At 74.9% G+C, this 18,350-nt stretch carries 13 protein-coding genes; 6 read left to right on the top strand and 7 right to left on the bottom strand.

Translation table 11 applies throughout. The features are described from left to right. Positions 1-48 precede the first annotated feature (48 nt). The 3 genes from ACFCX4_RS22675 to ACFCX4_RS22665 all read right to left on the bottom strand — a co-directional run bounded on the left by ACFCX4_RS22675 (position 49) and on the right by ACFCX4_RS22665 (position 4,625). On the bottom strand, positions 49-1,752 hold the full coding sequence (locus ACFCX4_RS22675; protein ID WP_376145174.1) for a DEAD/DEAH box helicase: 1,704 nt from the start codon (positions 1,750-1,752) through the stop codon (positions 49-51). Positions 1,753-1,910: 158 nt separating this feature from the next. Next, complete coding sequence (locus tag ACFCX4_RS22670; RefSeq protein WP_327676217.1) at positions 1,911-2,114, bottom strand: cold-shock protein; 204 nt, start codon at positions 2,112-2,114, stop codon at positions 1,911-1,913. A gap of 321 nt (positions 2,115-2,435) precedes the next feature. Next, the gene (locus ACFCX4_RS22665) at positions 2,436-4,625 is read right to left on the bottom strand and encodes an MMPL family transporter (protein WP_376145172.1); all 2,190 of its coding nucleotides are present in this window, start codon (positions 4,623-4,625) and stop codon (positions 2,436-2,438) included. A 571-nt stretch (positions 4,626-5,196) separates the two neighbouring features. Here ACFCX4_RS22665 and ACFCX4_RS22660 point away from each other — a divergent pair. The 5 genes from ACFCX4_RS22660 (at position 5,197) to ACFCX4_RS22640 (ending at position 11,521) form a co-directional block, all read left to right on the top strand. Next, entirely contained in the window at positions 5,197-7,452 is a 2,256-nt protein-coding gene (locus tag ACFCX4_RS22660; RefSeq protein ID WP_376145176.1) for an MMPL family transporter, read from the top strand. Positions 7,453-7,581: 129 nt separating this feature from the next. Next, positions 7,582-8,475, top strand: coding sequence for a phosphotransferase enzyme family protein (locus ACFCX4_RS22655; RefSeq protein WP_376145170.1), 894 nt, complete (start codon positions 7,582-7,584; stop codon positions 8,473-8,475). A gap of 189 nt (positions 8,476-8,664) precedes the next feature. Beyond that, entirely contained in the window at positions 8,665-9,411 is a 747-nt protein-coding gene (locus tag ACFCX4_RS22650) for a polysaccharide deacetylase family protein (protein ID WP_376145168.1), read from the top strand. Positions 9,412-9,498: 87 nt separating this feature from the next. Continuing rightward, positions 9,499-10,473: a DUF3592 domain-containing protein gene (locus ACFCX4_RS22645; RefSeq protein ID WP_376145166.1), complete on the top strand. Its 975-nt coding sequence runs from the start codon at positions 9,499-9,501 to the stop codon at positions 10,471-10,473. 214 nt (positions 10,474-10,687) lie between these two features. Beyond that, positions 10,688-11,521, top strand: coding sequence for a DUF3592 domain-containing protein (locus tag ACFCX4_RS22640; RefSeq protein WP_376145164.1), 834 nt, complete (start codon positions 10,688-10,690; stop codon positions 11,519-11,521). A 61-nt stretch (positions 11,522-11,582) separates the two neighbouring features. Here the strand turns inward: ACFCX4_RS22640 and ACFCX4_RS22635 are convergent, their stop codons facing one another. From ACFCX4_RS22635 to ACFCX4_RS22620, 4 genes are all read right to left on the bottom strand, one after another. Further along, complete coding sequence (locus tag ACFCX4_RS22635; protein ID WP_376145162.1) at positions 11,583-12,284, bottom strand: exonuclease domain-containing protein; 702 nt, start codon at positions 12,282-12,284, stop codon at positions 11,583-11,585. A gap of 92 nt (positions 12,285-12,376) precedes the next feature. Next, the gene (locus tag ACFCX4_RS22630; RefSeq protein ID WP_376145160.1) at positions 12,377-13,642 is read right to left on the bottom strand and encodes a Dyp-type peroxidase; all 1,266 of its coding nucleotides are present in this window, start codon (positions 13,640-13,642) and stop codon (positions 12,377-12,379) included. 146 nt (positions 13,643-13,788) lie between these two features. After that, complete coding sequence (locus ACFCX4_RS22625; RefSeq protein ID WP_376145158.1) at positions 13,789-14,313, bottom strand: GNAT family N-acetyltransferase; 525 nt, start codon at positions 14,311-14,313, stop codon at positions 13,789-13,791. A 70-nt stretch (positions 14,314-14,383) separates the two neighbouring features. Then, on the bottom strand, positions 14,384-15,658 hold the full coding sequence (locus ACFCX4_RS22620) for an SAV2148 family HEPN domain-containing protein (protein WP_376145156.1): 1,275 nt from the start codon (positions 15,656-15,658) through the stop codon (positions 14,384-14,386). A gap of 498 nt (positions 15,659-16,156) precedes the next feature. On the opposite strand from ACFCX4_RS22620, the gene glgX reads away from it, so the two are divergent. Continuing rightward, positions 16,157-18,313 carry a glycogen debranching protein GlgX gene (glgX, locus tag ACFCX4_RS22615; protein WP_376145154.1) on the top strand — a complete coding sequence of 719 codons (2,157 nt, stop codon included), beginning with the start codon at positions 16,157-16,159 and terminating at the stop codon, positions 18,311-18,313. The last annotated feature ends 37 nt before the right edge of the window (positions 18,314-18,350 follow it).

Genomic DNA, 18,350 nt, shown 5'->3' with positions numbered 1-18,350 from the left:
CCCGTGCGGGGGGAGCCGGGCCGTTCGGACGCCGGGTGGCGCGCTCGCTCAGTCGGTGCTGCGGCGCTGGCGACCGGTGCCGTAGTTGGCGCCGGACTTCGAACCGCTGCCGGGCTTGGCCCGGCCCGCCGAACGGCCGATGAAGCCGGCCGCCTGGCGCGTCGCACCGCCGCCCTGGCCGCCGCCGGAGGCACCACCGCCGCCGAGCCGCTGCTTCGGGCGGGGACGGCGCGGGTTGCCGTTCATGTCGACGTCCGCCGGCAGGCCCGAGCGCTTGCCGGAGCGCCGGCGCGGGGACTTCGCGGCGCCCTTGCCGTCCTCGCCGCCGGCCTGGGCCGCGGGGGCCGCCGGGGCGGGCACGGTCAGGGCGACCGGCACGCCGCTGGGCGTGCGGGCACCGGTGATCCGGGCGAGCTCGGCGTCGCCCGGACGGATCCTGGTGGTGGTCGGACGGATGCCGGCCACCGTCATCAGCCGGCCGACCTCGCGCCGCTGGTCGGGCAGGACCAGGGTGACGACCGTGCCGGACTCGCCGGCCCGGGCGGTGCGGCCGCCGCGGTGCAGGTAGTCCTTGTGGTCGATCGGCGGGTCGACGTTGACGACCAGGTCGAGGCCGTCGATGTGGATGCCGCGGGCGGCGACGTTGGTGGCGATCAGCGCGGTGACGAGGCCGTCCCGGAACTGGTCGAGCACCCGGTTGCGCTGCGGCTGGGACTTGCCGCCGTGCAGGGCGGCGGCCTTCACGCCGTTGGCGAGCAGCTGCTTGGCGAGCCGGTCGGCGCCGTGCTTGGTGTGCACGAACATGATCACGCGCCCGTCGCGGGAGGCGATGTGGGCGGTGGTGGACGCCTTGTCGGCGGGCTCCAGCTGGAGCACGTGGTGGTCCATGGTGGTCACCGCGCCGGCCGAGGGGTCGACCGAATGGGTGACCGGGTCGGTCAGGAAGCGCTTGACCAGCCGGTCGACGTTGCGGTCCAGGGTGGCGGAGAACAGCATCCGCTGCCCGCCCTCGGCGACCTGCTCCAGCAGCTTGGTGACCTGCGGCAGGAAGCCCATGTCGGCCATCTGGTCGGCCTCGTCGAGGACGGTGATCCGCACCTCGGAGAGCCGGATGTCGCCGCGGCCGATCAGGTCGTCCAGCCGGCCGGGGGTGGCGACCAGGACCTCGGCGCCGCGCCGCACCGCGTTGGCCTGCCGGGTGATCGACATGCCGCCGACGACGGTGGCGATCCGCAGGTTGACGGCGGTGGCGTACGGGGTGAGCGCCTCGGTGACCTGCTGCGCCAGCTCACGGGTGGGCGTCAGCACGAGCGCCAGCGGGTGGCGGGCGTCGGCGCGCCGGCCGGCGGTGCGGGCGAGCAGCGGGAGGCCGAAGGCCAGGGTCTTGCCGGAGCCGGTGCGGCCGCGGCCGAGCACGTCGCGTCCGGCGATCGAGTCGGGCAGGGTGGCGGCCTGGATCGGGAACGGCTCGGTGACGCCCTCCCGGGTGAGCGCGCTCAGGATGCCCTTGGGCAGCTCCAGCTCGGCGAAGCTCGCCGCCGGCGGGCGGGGCGGGGTGCCCTCGACGACGGTGAAGTCGGCGGGCTCGGCGACGCGCGGGGCGTTGCGGCGCGGGGGCCTGGAGGACGCTCCGCCGCGCGGGGCGCCGGCGTGCGCGCCGCCGGTGCGCGGGGCACCGCTGCGGTTGCGCGGCTTGCGGTTGCGATCGGTGGAACGGCCGCCGTCGCGGTGCGGCTGGGCAGGGGTGGTCACGGGTTCTCCGTACGTAGCGCGGCAGCCCCGGTCAAGGGGCTGGTCGGCCGACGGTGTGGAGTGCGCCGCCCCGGCCGTTCGGCGGCATGAGCGAGGGCCCGCACCGTGCGGTACGGGCCCTCGCTACGCGAAATCGCGAGTCAGCTCGGAGGCTGGACTCAGATGACGCGGATGTTCTCGGCCTGCGGGCCCTTCTGGCCCTGCGTGACGTCGAACTCGACCTTCTGGCCCTCGACGAGCTCCCGGAAGCCCTGCGCGACGATGTTCGAGTAGTGCGCGAACACGTCCGGGCCGCCGGTCTCCTGCTCGATGAAGCCGAAGCCCTTTTCGCTGTTGAACCACTTCACGGTGCCGGTAGCCATAACCGTCTCCTCTAACTGGGGCATCGGAGCCCACACCTCGTGGGCCCCAAAGTAGCCGCGATCCCCATCCGGAGACTGAAACACCGGACAAAACAAATGCGCCTGTTGGTTGGGACCAGCAGGCGCACACAAGCGTTCATGGGAACCAAAACTGCAACTGACTCGACTGTAGCACGGCCGCACCCCGATTGACCGGGGATTTTCTGCCCGACAGATCACGTTTGCCCTCCCCGGGAAACGGGCAGACGGCGCCCGCCTGAGCGGGCGCCGTCCGGGCCTGCACCGTGGTGCCGGGCCGTGGTCACCGGGACGGGCGAACGGTCAGCGCCGTCCGGCCGACTCCGGCAGACCGTGCGGCGCGTAGGGGCTCGCCGGCGCCGCCGACGGGCCGTCGTGCCCGCCGGTGGCGTCGCCGCCGTGGCCGGGCCACCAGGCCGCCTTGCCGACCAGCGCGGTGAGCGCCGGGGTGAAGAACATCGCCATCACGAAGGCCGCCAGGATGATGCCGAAGGCCATCGCGAAGCCGAACTCCAGCATGAAGATGTTGCCCGCGAGCATGAAGGTCGCGAACGACACCGCCAGGATGAAGCCGGCCGCCGCGACGGTCGGGCCGCCGTGGCGCACCGCCTCGCTGGCCGCCTCGCGCGGGTTGCGGCCGGCCCGGGCCTCCTCGCGGAGGCGGGCGATGATCAGGATGTTGTAGTCGGTGCCGATCGCCACCACGAAGAGGTAGATCAGGATCGGCAGCATGAACATCATGCCGTGCTCGCCCTTGATGTTCTGGAACAGCAGGGTCGAGGAGCCGAGGGTGGCGGTGAAGCCGAGGCCGACCGAGGCCATCAGGTACCAGGGGGCGACCACGCTGCGCAGCTGGAGGGCCAGGATCAGCAGGATCAGCAGACCCGCGATCGGGAACACCAGCTTGTAGTCGTGGCTCATCGCCAGGTTGATGTCCTTGTAGATCGCCGTGATCCCGCCGACCTTCGCCTCGGTGCCGGACGGCGCCTGGCCGTGGGCCACCTCGCGCAGCTCGGTGAGGGTGTCGATCGCGTCGTTGCTGGACGGCTCGTGCTTGAGCAGGACGGTGAAGTCCGCCGTCGTGCCGTCCTGGCTGAGCTCCGGCTTGGGCGCGGCCTGGGCGACGCCGGGGACGGCGCCGAGGCTGGCGGCGTAGCCGTCGAACTTGCCCGGGTCGAGCTTGCCGCCGCCCCCGGCGGTCAGGTAGACGTGCGTCGGGTCGGCGGCGCCGGCCGAGAAGCCGGTGACCAGCTTGTCCTGGACGACCATCGACTCCTTGTCCTTGGGCATGGAGCTGCCCGCGAGGTCGAAGGTGCCGTTGTAGTTCAGGGCGCCGGCGGTCAGCGCCAGCAGCACCGCGCCGGAGGCCGCGGCCACGACGGCCGGACGCTTCTGGACCACGCGGCCGAGCGCGGCGAACCGGGCGTCGCCGGGCTCGCGCATCCACTTCTTGCCCGGCCAGAACACCCCGCGGGCCGGGATGACCGCGAGCACGGCCGGGGCCAGGGTGAGCGAGGCGAAGGCGGTGACGACGACCGCGATGGCCAGCGCCGGGCCGAGCGCCTTGAACATGCCGAGGCTGGAGAGCACCAGCACGGCGAAGGCGACGGTGACCGCGCCGGCGGCGGAGGCGATGGCCTCGCCGACCCGGCCGACCGCGTTGACCACGGCCTCCTGGCGGGTGTCGCCGGCCCTCAGCCGCTCGCGGTAGCGGAAGGCGAGGAAGAGGAAGTAGTCGGTGCCGACACCGAGCACGACGACGATCAGGATCGCCGACAGCACGGGCGTGGACTTGAGGTCGAACGCCTTGGTCGCGTGCGCGATCAGGCCGTTCGCGGTCGGCATCGCGATCAGCAGCGACAGCAGGACCGGCAGGACGCCGGCCAGGACGCTGCGGAAGATGAGGCCGACGATGATCGCGACCAGGAAGACGCTGCTGATCGCGATGACGGCGTCGGCCGCGCCGGAGGACTCCTGCTGGTCCAGCTGCTGCGCCGCGGCGCCGCCGAGCTGGAACTTCAGCGCGGTGCCCTCGGCGAGCGCCTTGCCCTCGGTCCGGATCTTCTTGGCGGTCTCGCCGAAGTCCTCGGACTGCTGGACGGCCTTGTCGATGGCGATCGGCGCCAGCGCGTACTTGCCGTCCTTCGAGGTCGTCTGGTCACTGACCGGGACGACCTGCTCGACGTGCTCGATCTTCTTGTCGGCCAGGCCCTGCACGATCTTCGCGGCGGCGGCCTTGTCGTCCGTCCCCAGCGGGGCGCCGTCGGTGCGCTCGAAGAGGGCGAGCGCGGAGGGCGTGAAGCTCGCCGGGAACGCCTTCTCCTGCACCTGTGCGGCCTGGATGGACTCGTAGTGCTTGGGCAGGAACGCGGCTTCGTCGGTCGCCGCGGTGATCTTCGGGGCGGACATCGCGATGGCGACCATCGCGATGACCCATCCGGCGATCACCCACCAGGCGCGACGGACGACGAATTGTCCAAGTCGGTGGAACATGCTCGTGATGCCTCCTGGGCATGGTTCACCGCAGCCCTTGGGGGACGGGACGCCGGGCGACGGATCGGGATCGGCTCCGGCCCGTGCGGGGGCACAGGCCTGGCCGGTCGGCAGGTAAGTACTTCGGAAGGACCATCCTACGGTCACTTACTTGCCGACCGACAAGTAGTTTCTCCCCGTGACCCCGTTGCCGCAGGCCGATCCCCCGAGGGCGCCGCAACGGCGACCCTGAGTCATCTTCGCGCCCGCACGGCCCCCGGCACCTCGTGCTCGGGGTGGAAATCGACTCCCCCTCAGGGTGGAGCCGGAGCCCCCACCCTGGGAGGAGAGGTCAGGGTCGACAGGTAGGGAAAACCCCACCCCGCCCCCGAGGAGGACCACAGGGCGGACTCCCCCGCCAGCCGGATACCCCGCCACCTGCGCCTTCCCTACTGTCGTTGACGACGCCGGGCCCCGCCCCGGCGACCGATCTTCCGGCGGCCGACCACCGCCGCACACCCGGCCCGCGCCGTGCCACCGACCCCGGCGCCGGCCGCCTTCCCAGGGGGAATCCGTGAAGACCAAGCTCGGCATGGCCGCCGCCATGGGCGCCTGGAGCGCCCGGCACCGGAAAACCGCCGTCTTCGGCTGGCTGCTCTTCGTCGTCCTCGCCGCCTACCTCGGCGGCGTGCACGGCAGCACCAAGGTCGAGGACTCCGAGGCCATGCCCGGCCAGGTCTCCCGGGCGGCCCGGATCATCGACGAGGCCGGCCTCAAGTCCCCCTCCACGGAGACCGTGCTGGTCCAGAGCACCGGCCCGACCGCCGACGCCCCCGCCTTCCGGGCCGTCGTCGAGCAGGTGGTCAAGGCCGTCGACGGCACCGGCCGGGCCACCGACATCCGCTCCCCCTACGACACCGGGGCGATCTCCGGGGACGGCCGCTCGGCGCTCGTCCAGCTCACCGTGAAGGGCGACCACGACGAGGCGGTGGAGAACGTCACCGCCGTGGTCGACGCCGTCGCCGCCGTCCAGAAGCAGCACCCCGACCTCACCGTGGTCGAACTCGGGGACGCCAGCTCCGGCAAGTGGATGGACGAGCAGTTCGCCGACGACTTCGCCCGCGCGGAGTGGACGGCCGTCCCGCTGGCCCTCGGGATCCTGCTGGTGGCCTTCGGCGCGCTGGTCGCCGCCGTGCTGCCCGTGGTGCTCGCGCTCACCGCCTTCGTCGCGGCCGGCGGACTCGTCGCGCTCAGCAGCGGGTTCCTGCACACCAGCAACAGCGCGAGCTCGGTGATGCTGCTGGTCGGTCTCGCCGTCGGCGTCGACTACTGCCTCTTCTACCTGCGCCGGGAGCGCGAGGAGCGGGCCGCCGGGCGCGGCCCGGAGGACTCCCTGCGGGTCGCCGCCGCCACCAGCGGCCGGGCCGTCCTGGTCTCCGGCGTCACCGTGGTGATCGCCATGGCCGGCATGTTCCTCACCGGCATCGCCGAGTTCGAGGCCATGGCCTACGCCACCATCGTGGTCGTCGTCACCGCCGTGCTCGGCTCGCTCACCGTGCTGCCCGCACTGCTGTCGATGCTCGGCGACAAGGTCGACAAGGGCCGGGTGCCCTTCCTGGGCAGGCTCCGCCGCCCCGACGCCGCCACCACCGGCGGCCGGTTCTGGAACGCCGTGCTCACCCCGGTGCTGCGCCGTCCGCTGGCCGCCACCGTGCTCTCCGGGGCCGTGCTGATCGGCCTGGCCGCGCCGATGCTCACCATGCACACCGCCAACCTCACCTTCCAGCAGCAGCTGCCCCGGGGCAACGAGCTGGTGGCCGTCTCGCAGAAGATCGAGGCCGCCTTCCCCGGCAGCCCGGCACCCGCCTCCGTGGTGATCAAGGCCGCCGACATCGACTCCCCGGCGATGACCGCCGCGATCGCCGAGCTCAGGACCCGCGCCCTGGCCAGCGGGCAGATGCACGGCCCGGTCGAGGTCAGCGTCCACCCCGAGCAGAACGTCGCCACCGTCGACATCCCGCTCAACGGCAGCGGCAACGACGCGGTGAGCAACGCCGCGCTGAGGACCCTGCGCGAGCAGCTGGTGCCCGCCACCGTGCTCAAGGTCCCGGGCACCGAGGCCCCGGTCACCGGCCGCACCGCCGGCTCGTACGACTTCAACGCCAAGATGACCGGCTCGATGCCGCTGGTCTTCGGCTTCGTGGTGGCCTTCGCCTTCCTCCTGATGCTCACCTCCTTCCGCTCGCTGGCCGTCGCCGGCACCGCCGTGGTGCTCAACCTGCTGTCGGTCGGGGCCGCGTACGGGGTGCTGACCCTGGTCTTCCAGCACGGCGTGGGGGCCTCGCTGCTCGGCACCGAGGGCGTCGGCGCGGTGGAGTCCTGGGTCCCGCTGTTCCTCTTCGTGATCCTCTTCGGGCTCTCGATGGACTACCACGTCTTCGTGGTCTCCCGGATCAAGGAGGGCCGTGACCGGGGCCTGCCGACCCGGGCCGCGATCGCCGACGGCATCCGCTCCACGGCCGGGGTGGTCACCAGCGCCGCGGTGATCATGGTGGCGGTGTTCGCGGTCTTCGGCACCCTGTCCATGCAGGCCATGAAGCAGATGGGCGTCGGCCTCGCGGTCGCGGTGCTGATCGACGCGACGATCATCCGCGGGGTGCTGCTGCCCTCGGTGATGACCCTGCTCGGCGAGCGCAACTGGTACCTGCCGCGCTGGCTCGGCTGGCTGCCGGACCTCTCGCACGGCGAGGGCGTCCCGCCGGCCGACACCACCGCCGGCGCCGGCGCCGTGCCCGCGCCCCGGTCCCCCGAGCCGCCCCGGGCCCGGCACCGCCGGATCGGCGTCTGACCCCTCCCCGGGACCACCCCCGGACCACCCCCGGATCCGCTGCCGGGCCCCGCGTCACGCGGGGCCCGGCACCCGTTTGCCAGAATGATCGCCCACCCTCACCCGGCTGTCATGAAGGAACGAACCCCCATGCTTCCCTTCGACGAGGGGCGGGCCCGGCTGCTGCTCGCCCACGCCTGCGAGTCGGCCGGCCTGCCCGGCCCCGGCGACGCCCGGCTGCTCGCCCTCGGCGAGAACGCCGTCTTCGACCTCGGCGACCCGGCCGTGGTCGCCAAGGTCGGCCGCGCGCCCGAACTGCACGAACGCGCCCGCCGCGAACTCGCCGTCGCCGACTGGCTGGCCGGGCACGGCGTCCCGGTGGTCCGCCCCTACGACCCCGAACGCGCCGGGCCGCGGCTCGCCCACGGACACCCCGTCACGTTCTGGCACCGGCTCGCCCCCGCCGAACGGCCCGCCCGGCCGGCCGACCTCGCGCCGCTGCTGCACGCCCTGCACCGGTTGCCCGAACCGCCGTTCGCGCTCGGCCGGCGCGACCTGCTGGCCCCCGTCGAGCGCTGGCTCGCCTCCGCCGAGGGCCATGTCGACCCGGCCGACGCCGACTTCCTGCGCGAGCGCCGCGACGCCTTCGCCGGTGCGGCGGCCGGCCTCGTCCCGCACCTGCCGACCGGGGTGATCCACGGCGACGCGCTGCCGCGCAACGTCCACGTCGGCCCGGACGGACCCGTGCTGCTCGACCTGGAGTTCGTCGCGAACGACCTGCGCGAGCACGACCTGGTGGTCCTCGCGCTCGCCCACGACCGCTACGGCGTGCCGGGAGAGGAGTACCGCGCGTTCACCGGGGCGTACGGCTGGGACGTGCGGGAGTGGGACGGCTTCGCGGTGCTGCGCGGCGCCCGGGAGACGGCCAGCGCGTCCTGGGTCGCCCAGCAGGCCCCGGGCAACCCGGCGGCGCTCGCCGAGTTCCGGCGGCGGGTGGAGTCGCTGCGGACGGGGGCCACGGAGGTGCGCTGGTACCCCTTCTGACCGGCCGGCGGGGCGGGCGCCGAGGGGGGACGCGTGCCGGGAGCGCGGTACCGGAACGGCGGGTGCCGGGGCGGCCGGAAATCGCCGGGGCACCGGCCCGATGTTCCGATCGTACGTTTGCCAACGACTCCCCCGGACAAGGGATCCGACCAAGTGTCACCTGCCCCCACGTCCCCGCAGGAGCCTCCGATGTCCGAACGCACCGCCCGCCCCCGGTCCGCCTCCCCCACCCGGCTCGCCGCCCGGCTGGCCGCCTCCGCCGGACTGGCCGCCTCGCTCGCCCTGACCGCGGTCGCCCCCGCCGCGGCCACCGCCGGACCCGCCACCGGCGCCGTCTCCGCCGAGACCGCCCGCCACACCGCCTCCGGCGGACGGACGGTCGCGCTCACCTTCGACGACGGCCCCGGCCCCGCCACCCCGCTCGTCCTCGACCTGCTCGCCCGGTACGGCGCCCGGGCCACCTTCTGCGTGGTGGGCGACCGGGTCACCGCCGACCCCGCCGCCGTCCGGCGGATCGTCGCGGAGGGCCACCGGCTCTGCGACCACAGCGTCGACCACCCGCAGCCCTTCGCCGGGCTCACGCCCGACGAGGTGTACTACCAGATCACCGCCGCCCGGGACACGATCCGCCAGGCGGCCGGACCGGACGCCCCGATCAGCTGGTTCCGCGCCCCCGGCGGCCAGTTCAACGCCGTGGACCGCCGGATGTCCGCCGACCTGGGCCTGCGGCCGCTCGGCTGGGCCGTCGACCCGCGCGACTGGTCCCGCCCCGGCACCGACAAGATCGTCCAGTCCGTGCAGACCCGCCTGCAGCCCGGCGGCGTCGTCCTGCTGCACGACGGCGGCGGCGACCGCGGCCAGACCGTCGAGGCCCTGAAGGTGCTCCTCCCCTGGCTGCTGGCCGAGGGCTACGGCTTCGACTTCCCCGAGGTCTGACGGCCCCCGCCCGACGACCGCCCGCCCCGTGCCGGCGCCGGGGACCTCCCCGCCGCCGGCACGGATCGAGGCCCTACACTCCGCCCCATGGCCACCGACCATCCCCCCGCCCCGGGACCGCGACTGAGCCGCGGCCGGCTCGTCGGACTCGTCGTCATCGCCGGATTCACCGCGGCCGCCGGATGGCTCACCGCCACCGGATTCGTCCGCGCCTACGGGGCCGACGCCTGCGGTCCCGAAGGGGACTGCGGCGCCCTCGGCACCACCCTGTACCTCGTGAGCGGCCTGCTGCTCTGGCCGGCGTCCCTGGTCGCGGCCGCCTCGACGGCCCACGGCGACGCCCCCACCCACGAACCCTCGGTCACCTCGGACCGGGGCGTCCTCTCGGGCGCCGTCGCCCTCGGCCTGGTCGGCGCGGCCCTGGCCAACGGCGGCTTCCACCCCTGGCTGCTGGTGCCCGTCCTCCCGCTGGCCGTGCTCGCCGCCGTGCTCGACCGGTTCGGCGCCCGCCGCCGGCGGGCCTTCGTCCTGGAGACCCGCCGCACGGCCGAGCGGCAGGACCGCCTGGCGCGGCACGGCATCACCGTCCCCGGCCGGATCACCGCCCTCGTGCACACCGGGTCCACCTACAACGACCACCCGGAGCTGCGGGTGAGCGTCGAGTTCACCACCGCCGACGGCAGCCTCCGCACGACCACCCTCGTCGACGCCTTCCCGGCCTTCGACGCACCGCGCCGGGGCGGCCCCGCCGAGGTCCGCTACGACCCCGCCGACCCGGAGGACGCGGAGGCCGTCCTCGTCGACCCGGCCCCCGAACCCCTCCAGGGCGCCGTCCGGGCCGACCCGGCCCCCTCGGCGGACCCGGCGCTCCGCGGGGTCGAGGCCCTGGAACGCCTCGCCGCCCTGCACCGCGACGGCGCGCTCGACGCCGCCGAGTTCACCGCCGCCAAGGCCCGGCTGATCGGCACGGAGTCCGCCTCCGCTTCGGTCCACCCGCCGTATCCCCCGCAGGACGCCGTCGTTCACCCGGCCGTTCGTCCGGGAACGGACGGCCCCCACTAGGGTCCGTCGTCGAGTCACCGCCGCCGGACCGGGGAACGGGCCGGGCGGCGTCCGGACGCGTGCGCCGTGCGGCGGAGGGGGAGTCCATGCGACGGGGGTACCGCCCGGCCGGAGGCCGGGGACCGTCGGCGGCGGGCCGCGCCCCGGTGGGGCGCCCGCCCGGGTGCCGCCCGGCGGGCGCGGGTCCGGCGGCACGCCCTCCGGTGTCCGCGCGATGACGGCCGCGCGCCGGGTGGGCGGCGGACGGAGGTTCTTCGCCGTCGTGTTCGGGCTCTTCGCCGTCGCCGGAGGCTGGTGCGTCGCCACCGGCCACCTGCGCTCGTTCGGCGCGGGCGGGTGCGTGCCCGGCACGGACTGCCAGGCGGACGTCACGTCACTGCTGCTCGCCCTCGGGGTGGCGCTGTGCCTGCTCGCGCTGTTCGGCGCCCTCGCCCTGGCCGAGAACCGCGACGTCGAACAGCCGCAGCGGCTGCCGCTCGCGATGACCTCCCCGGCCGCGGCGCTCCTCGGACTCCTCGGCGCCGCCGCGGCCGACGGGGCGCCGCGCTCGGGGCTGCTCCTCGCGGCCGCGGTGTCCGCCCTGCTCGCCCTGGTCGGCGGTGTGCGCGGCGAACGGCGGATCCGGCGCGAGAACGCGGAGCAGAAGCGGCGCCGGGACCTCGCCGCCCGGCTGCACTCCTCCGGGGCGACCGTCGTCGGCACGGTCACCGAGGTCCGGCAGCCCGGCCGCCCGGGGTCCGGCTCGCCCGCCGCCCGGCGGCTGCGGCTGACCGTCCGCTACGCCGGCCCGGACGGCCGGGCGTACACGCTCGTCCACACCGGGACCTTCCCGTCCTACGCGCTGCCGGGCGTCGGCGGGCGGCTGGCCCTCCGGCACGACCCGCGCGACCCGTCGGTGGCGGTCGTCGCCGCGGCCGGGACAGCGCCCGCCCCGGCGCTGAGCGAGGAGCTGGAGCGCCTCGCCGCCCTGCACCGCGACGGCGTGCTCGACACCGCCGAGTTCACCGCCGCCAAGGCCCGGCTGATCGGCACGGCGGCCGGCCGGTAGGACCGGTGCCCCGGATCCCCGCCCCGGCGCGCCCGCCCCGAGGCCGCCGTCCAGGAGCCGGTCAGCGCAGCGGCCAGCGGGGGTCGACGACCGCCTCCGGGTCCTTGCCCCGGCGCAGCCAGGACTGCAGGTCCTCGGCCCAGGCCCGGTACCAGTCCACCTGCCGGGCGTGCAGCTCGGCCGCGGGGACGGCGCCGACCCGGTCCGGGTAGCGCTCGGCGAGGGCGACCGCGACCCGGACGGCGGCGAGGGCGTCGCTGCCGGCCTCGTGGGCGTCGGTCAGCTCCACGCCGTACACCTCGCAGACCCGCTGCAGGGTGCGGGAGCCCTTGCGGTACTTGTCGACGGCGCGGTCGATGACCAGCGCGTCCAGCACCGGGGCGACCGGCCCGCCGAGCCGCTCCGCGAGCACCGGCAGGCCGTGGCGGCGCAGCTCGGCGTCGAGCAGCGAGAGGTCGAACGGCGCGTTGAACGCCACCACCGGCCGCCCGGCGGCGAGCCGCTCGCACAGTGCGGCGGCTATCTCGTCCACCGCCTCCTTGGCCGGCCGGCCCTTGGCCCGCGCGAGGTCGTCGCCGATCCCGTGGATCGCGGCCGCCTCGGCGGGGATCGGGACGCCCGGATCGAGCAGCCAGCCGGTGGCACCCAGCCGGCCGGCCCCGACGGTGTCCACGAGGGCGGCCGTGACGATGCGGTCCACGGCCGGGTCGGTGCCCGTGGTCTCCAGGTCGAAGCCGACCAGTGGCTGCTGCCACCAGCTCATAGGGGTGTGTCCTTCCGTTCCTCCGGTCGAAGCAGCCCCTATCATCGCCCGCCCCTCCGACAATCCGGCCGGTGGGGCGGGCGGCGGCGGTCTCAGCCGGCGGCGAGGAGGGTGCGGCCGAGCCAGTCGGTGGCGTCGCGGGCGCCGGGGAGGACGTAGAAGTAGCCGCCGCCGGTGGGGCGGAGGAAGCGGGCGAGGGGTTCGTCGGCGAGGCGGGTCTGGACGGCCTCGAACTGGCGGGCGAGGTCCCGCTGGTAGCAGCAGAAGGCGAGGCCGAGTTCGGGGACGCCGGCCGCGTCGAGGCCGCGGTCGTAGTTGAAGGCGCGGCGCAGGATGCGGCTGGCGCGGGTGGCGTCGGTGCGCGGGTTGGCGAGCCGGATGTGGGAGTCGAGGGCGATCACGGCGCCCCCGGGGTCCTGGGTGTAGTCGGGGGCGTCGTTCTCGTCGCCGCGGCCGAGCGGGGCGCCGTCGGCCTTGCGGCGGCCGATCATGCGTTCCTGGTCGCGCAGCGGCACCTCGTCCCAGGGGCCGGCCAGGGTGCGGATGGCGCGGATCACCTGGTAGCTGCCGCCGGCGGCCCAGCGGGGCTCGTCGCCGCCGGTGCCGACCCAGACCAGTTCGTCCATCTCCCGGGCGGACTCCGTGTCGGGGTTCTGGATGCCGTCCTTGAAGCCGAGCAGGTTGCGGGCGGCGCCGGAGGGGCGGGCCCGGTTCTGGTAGCCGTCGAGCTGCCAGCGCGGGGTGAGCGACCTGGCGGTGACGCGCAGCAGGTCGCGGATCGCGTGCTGGACGGTGTCGCGGTTCTCGGCGCAGACCTGGAGGGAGAGGTCCCCGTGGCACTCGGCGGGGCGCAGGCCGTCGTTGGGGAAGGTGCGCATCGCGGTGAGCCGCCGGGGGCGGGCGTCGGCGAGGCCGTAGCGGGCGTCGAAGAGGGAGGCGCCGACGCCGAGGGTGACGGTGAGGTCGTCGGTGGGCAGGGCGGCCGGGCCGAGGGTGCCGCTGTCGGCGGGGGCGGCGGCGGGGCCGAGGTCGGGCGGGGTGCCGCCGCCGGTGAGGAAGTGGATCCGGTCGGTGAGAGTGCGCAGCAGCTTCTCCAGCCCGGCCCGGTCGGCGGCGTGGACGTCGAGGGCGAGGAAGGTGCCGTGGCCGGGCGGCGGGTTGAGGATGCCGGCCTGGTGGACGCCGTGGAAGGGGATCCGTCCGGTGGTGGCGCGCGGCGCGGCGGGGGCGGTGGCCCGGGCGGGGCCGCCGGCGCCGAGGACGGCCGCCCCGGCGGCGCCGGTGGCGAGCGCGGTGCGGACGAAGCTGCGGCGCGAGGCGCCCCGGACTCCCCGGTCGGTCGCGTGCTGACTGGTCAACGGAGGGCCTTCCGGAGCGGCGGAACGGGGCGGCTGGGCGGGTCCGGGACCGGCCCGCCGGTCATCGGGTCGACGCTAACAAGCCGTGTCCGGCCCCACCCCCGCTCGCCCGCCCGGCCCACCCCCTTCGGCCCACTACCCGCCGGTCACCATCCGTCCGGCCCAGCGCCGTTCCGGCGTGACGGTCCGTCGGACCGGCCCGGGCGGAACGGCCCCGGCGCCGCCGCCGGGCGGACGAGGTGGATGTCGACCGGCTCCTCGCGCTCGGCGGTGAACCCGTGGCGCTCGTAGAGCCGGCGGGCCCGGCTGCCGCGCAGGACGAGCAGCCGCACCGGCTCGCCGGCCGCGTCCGCCTCGGCGAGGACGTGGCGCAGCACGGCGGAGCCGAGGCCCCGGCCCTGCCGGGCGGGGGCGAGGTAGAAGTGCTCCAGGCAGCGTCCGCCCTGGTCGGCCGGGCGGACGGTGAGGCAGCCGGCGAGCACGCCGCCGACCTCGACGACGGAGGTGTGGTGGGGGGAGAAGCCCTCCCGCATGCGCCGGCGGACGCGGTCCTCGTCGTAACGGCCGAGCCGGACCAGGTCCTCGCGCATCACCTCGGCGCGCAGTTCGGCGAGGTCGTCCAGGTCGGAGGGGCGGCCGGGGCGCAGCGTCCAGGCGGGAGTGGTGTCCACCCGGCCACTGTGACACCCGCGGCACCGCCCCGACCAGCCGGTTTCCGGCCCGGCGGGCGGGAGGTCCGGTTCAGGAGACGGGCCGGGAGTCGGCCCAGACGCCCTCGAACTCCTCGCGGTAGACCTCCAGCAGTCCGGCGTCGGTACCGCCCGGCTGCTGGCCGGCGCCGCCGCGCAGGACGAGGGCGGGCGACTCCATGCCGCGGGCGCGGCGCAGGTAGGGCTGGACGACGCCGAGGTCGCGGGTCTGCCGGCGGCCGCCGGGGGCTGCGGCCGGGATGCCCTCGACCAGGTACGCGGTGAAGCGCGGGGTCTCGTCGAACACCCGGATCTCGAAGCCGCCCTGGTCGCGCAGGGCGGCCCGGACCCGGCGCACGTGGAGGATGTTCATCTGGATCGAGCGGCCCAGCTCCCCGCGGCCGATGCCGAGCTCGCGCTCGCGGCGGCGGACGGCGCTGCTGGCCGGGTTGAGGAAGAGCAGCCGCACCCGGCAGCCCTCGCCGGCGAGCCGTACCAGCCGCTTGCCGGTGTAGTTCTGGCAGAGCATGCCGAGGCCGATGCCCAGCGCGTCGAGCCGGCGGGCGCCGTCGAGCAGGTCCTCGACCGGCAGGTCGCGCTGGAGCCGGACCCGGTCGGGGTGGACGGCGACCACGTCCGCGTACCGGCCGGCGACCAGCGACTCGACGACGTCGGCGGGCACCGCGCCGGCCCCGCCGTCGAAGAGGGCCAGCAGCCGGGCGGCGGCGCGTTCGGTCTGGGCGAGGACGGTCGCGGTGAGGATCCGGTTGCGGGAGACGACGTGCCGGGCGACCTCCAGCTCGTCGAGGGCCAGCTCGATCTCCCGGCGGTCCGCCAGGTACGGCTCGAAGCAGGGCCAGTGCTGGACCATCAGCTCGCGCAGCTGCGGCAGGGTGAGGAAGACCAGCGGGTCGTCGTCGGCCGGGTCGAGCAGGTAGCCCTTGCGCCGGCTGACCTCGCGGACGGCGCCGGCCCGGTGCGCCCACTCCTCGCCGGCCGGGCCGGCCGCGGCGGTGACCCAGTCCTCGCCGTGGGCGGGCGCGTAGATCGGGTGGAGCACCTCGTCGACGAGCGAGCGCAGCCGCTGCTCGACCAGGTTGAGCCAGACGTAGGCGCGGCCGGAGAGGCGGACCCGCTGGTAGGCGTCCTCCCACTCGCCGCCGGACCAGGCGAGCGCGGGCACCTCGACCGGTCCGCCCTGGGCCGGGACCAGCGAGCGCCCGCCGGTCAGGGCGGGACGCATGACGACCGTCGGCGCCTCGCTGCGGGCGCCGCCCCGGTCGGGGCCGCCGGGCCCACCGCCACGACCGCCGGCGGGGAACACCATGCGCCACCTCACCTGGTTCCTGCTGGGGAGCCGCCCGGGGCCGCTCGGAGCCGTCTGCCTGCCGTCCGGCCGGTCGGCGGCGGCGCGCCGCCGGGGCACCGGCGGTTCGCCGCCGGTTCGCCTGATGGATCGCCACGGGCCGCGGACGGCCCGACGATCAAGGGTACTGCCCGCCGCGAACCGCCCGCAGCCGGTTGGGCCACCCGCCCGGCGGCCCGGCCGGGCCGTCCCGGCCGTCCCCCGGGCCACAGCGGCCCCACGGCGGCGGCCCCGCCACCGTGGGGACACCCGTTCGGGCGAACACGGCGCGAATGGCCCCGCCACCGGGGAGGGCGTCGGGGAGTATGCGGACTGTGCCGGCCGCGTGCCGTACCCCACGGAGCCCGGACGGCACGCCCGCCCGGTCGCCCGGCCGGGCGGGGAGTGCTCCCGAAGTCCGGGCCCCGGACGTCGGACGGTCCGTCAGTTCTTCTCCGCAGCAAGGAAGTCGAGGAACCCATGCAGGTCTGGCCAGGGACCCCCTACCCGCTCGGCGCCACCTACGACGGGGCCGGCACCAACTTCGCGGTGTTCTCGGAGAGCGCCGACCGGATCGAGCTCTGCCTGCTGGAGGAGGACGGCTCGGAGTCCTCCGTCGAACTCCGCGAGACCGACGCCTTCGTCCGGCACGCCTACCTCCCGGGCGTCCAGCCGGGCCGGCGCTACGGCTTCCGCGTCCACGGCCCCCACAATCCGGGGCTCGGCCAGCGGCACAACAGCGCCAAGCTGCTGCTGGACCCCTACGCCAAGGCGATGAGCGGCCACATCGACTGGGACGAGTCCGTCTACGGCTACCACTTCGGTGCCCCCGAGCGCCGCAACGACCTCGACTCCGCCCCGCACACCATGCACTCGGTGGTGATCAACCCCTACTTCGACTGGGGCACCGACCGGCCGCCGCGCACCGACTACCACCGCACCGTGCTCTACGAGGCCCATGTGAAGGGCCTGACCAGGCTGCACCCGGGGATCCCCGAGGAGATCCGCGGCACCTACGCGGGCGTCGCCCACCCGGCCGTCATCGAGCACCTGGCCAAGCTCGGGGTGACCGCGATCGAGCTGATGCCGGTGCACCAGTTCGTCCGCGACCACCGGCTGCGCGACCTCGGCCTGGCGAACTACTGGGGCTACAACACCGTCGGCTTCTTCGCCCCGCACTCCTCCTACTCCTCCACCGGCGACCGCGGCCAGCAGGTGCAGGAGTTCAAGTCGATGGTGAAGGCACTGCACGCGGCCGGCATCGAGGTCATCCTCGACGTGGTCTACAACCACACCGCCGAGGGCAACCACCTCGGCCCGACGCTGTCGCTGCGCGGCCTGGACAACGTGTCGTACTACCGGCTGGCCCGGGACCAGCGGTTCTACGAGGACACCACCGGCACCGGCAACAGCCTGCTGATGCGCAGCCCGCACGTGCTCCAGCTGATCATGGACTCGCTGCGCTACTGGGTCACCGAGATGCACGTGGACGGCTTCCGCTTCGACCTCGCCGCCACCCTCGCCCGGCAGTTCCACGAGGTGGACCGGCTCTCCTCGTTCTTCGACCTCGTCCAGCAGGACCCGGTGGTCTCCCAGGCCAAGCTGATCGCCGAGCCCTGGGACCTCGGCGAGGGCGGCTACCAGGTCGGCAACTTCCCGCCGCTGTGGACGGAGTGGAACGGCATGTACCGGGACACCGTGCGCGACCTGTGGCGCGGCGAGCACGCCACCCTGGCCGAGTTCGGCTCCCGGCTCACCGGCTCCTCCGACCTCTACCAGGACGACGGCCGCCGCCCGATCGCCTCGATCAACTTCGTCACCTGCCACGACGGCTTCACCCTGCGCGACCTGGTCTCGTACAACGAGAAGCACAACGAGGCCAACGGCGAGAAGAACCTGGACGGCGAGTCCTTCAACCGCTCCTGGAACTGCGGCGCCGAGGGCCCGAGCGACGATCCGGTGGTCGAGGAGCTGCGGGCCCGCCAGCAGCGCAACTTCCTCGCCACCCTGATGCTCTCCCAGGGCGTGCCGATGCTCTCGCACGGCGACGAGTTCGGCCGCACCCAGCAGGGCAACAACAACGCCTACTGCCAGGACAACGAACTCACCTGGGTGCACTGGCCGGAGGGGGACGGCGAGGAGGACGGGCCGGCCGCCCGGCTGCTGGAGTTCACCCAGGGCATGATCTGGCTGCGCCGCGACCACCCGGTGTTCCGGCGCCGCCGCTTCTTCCACGGCCGTCCGGTCCCGGGCCGGGCGGCCGGCGGGAGCGGCGGTGGCGAGTACGAGGACCTCACCGACATCGCCTGGTTCACGCCCGCCGGGGAGGAGATGACCAAGCGCAACTGGGGCGCCAGCTACGCCAAGTCGCTCACGGTGTTCCTCAACGGCCACGCCATCTCGGAGCCGGACCGGCGCGGCGGGCGGATCACCGACGACTCGTTCCTGCTGATGTTCAACGCGCACTTCGAGCCGCTGGAGTTCACCGTGCCGGCCGGGCACGGGCAGGAGTGGCAGCTGGTGGTGGACACCGCCCGGCCCGCCCTGCCGGCCCCGGGGACCGGCTCCCGGGTCAAGGCCGGGGACACCCTGTGGCTCACCGACCGCTCGCTGATGGTGCTGCAGCGTCCGGCCTGAGTGCGGAGGGGTCCCCGCCGGCCCGGGTGCGCCACCC

The organism is Kitasatospora sp. NPDC056327, from assembly GCF_042261735.1.
In the GTDB taxonomy this organism is placed as follows: Bacteria; Actinomycetota; Actinomycetes; order Streptomycetales; family Streptomycetaceae; genus Kitasatospora.
This window is presented reverse-complemented; position numbering and strand designations above follow the sequence as displayed.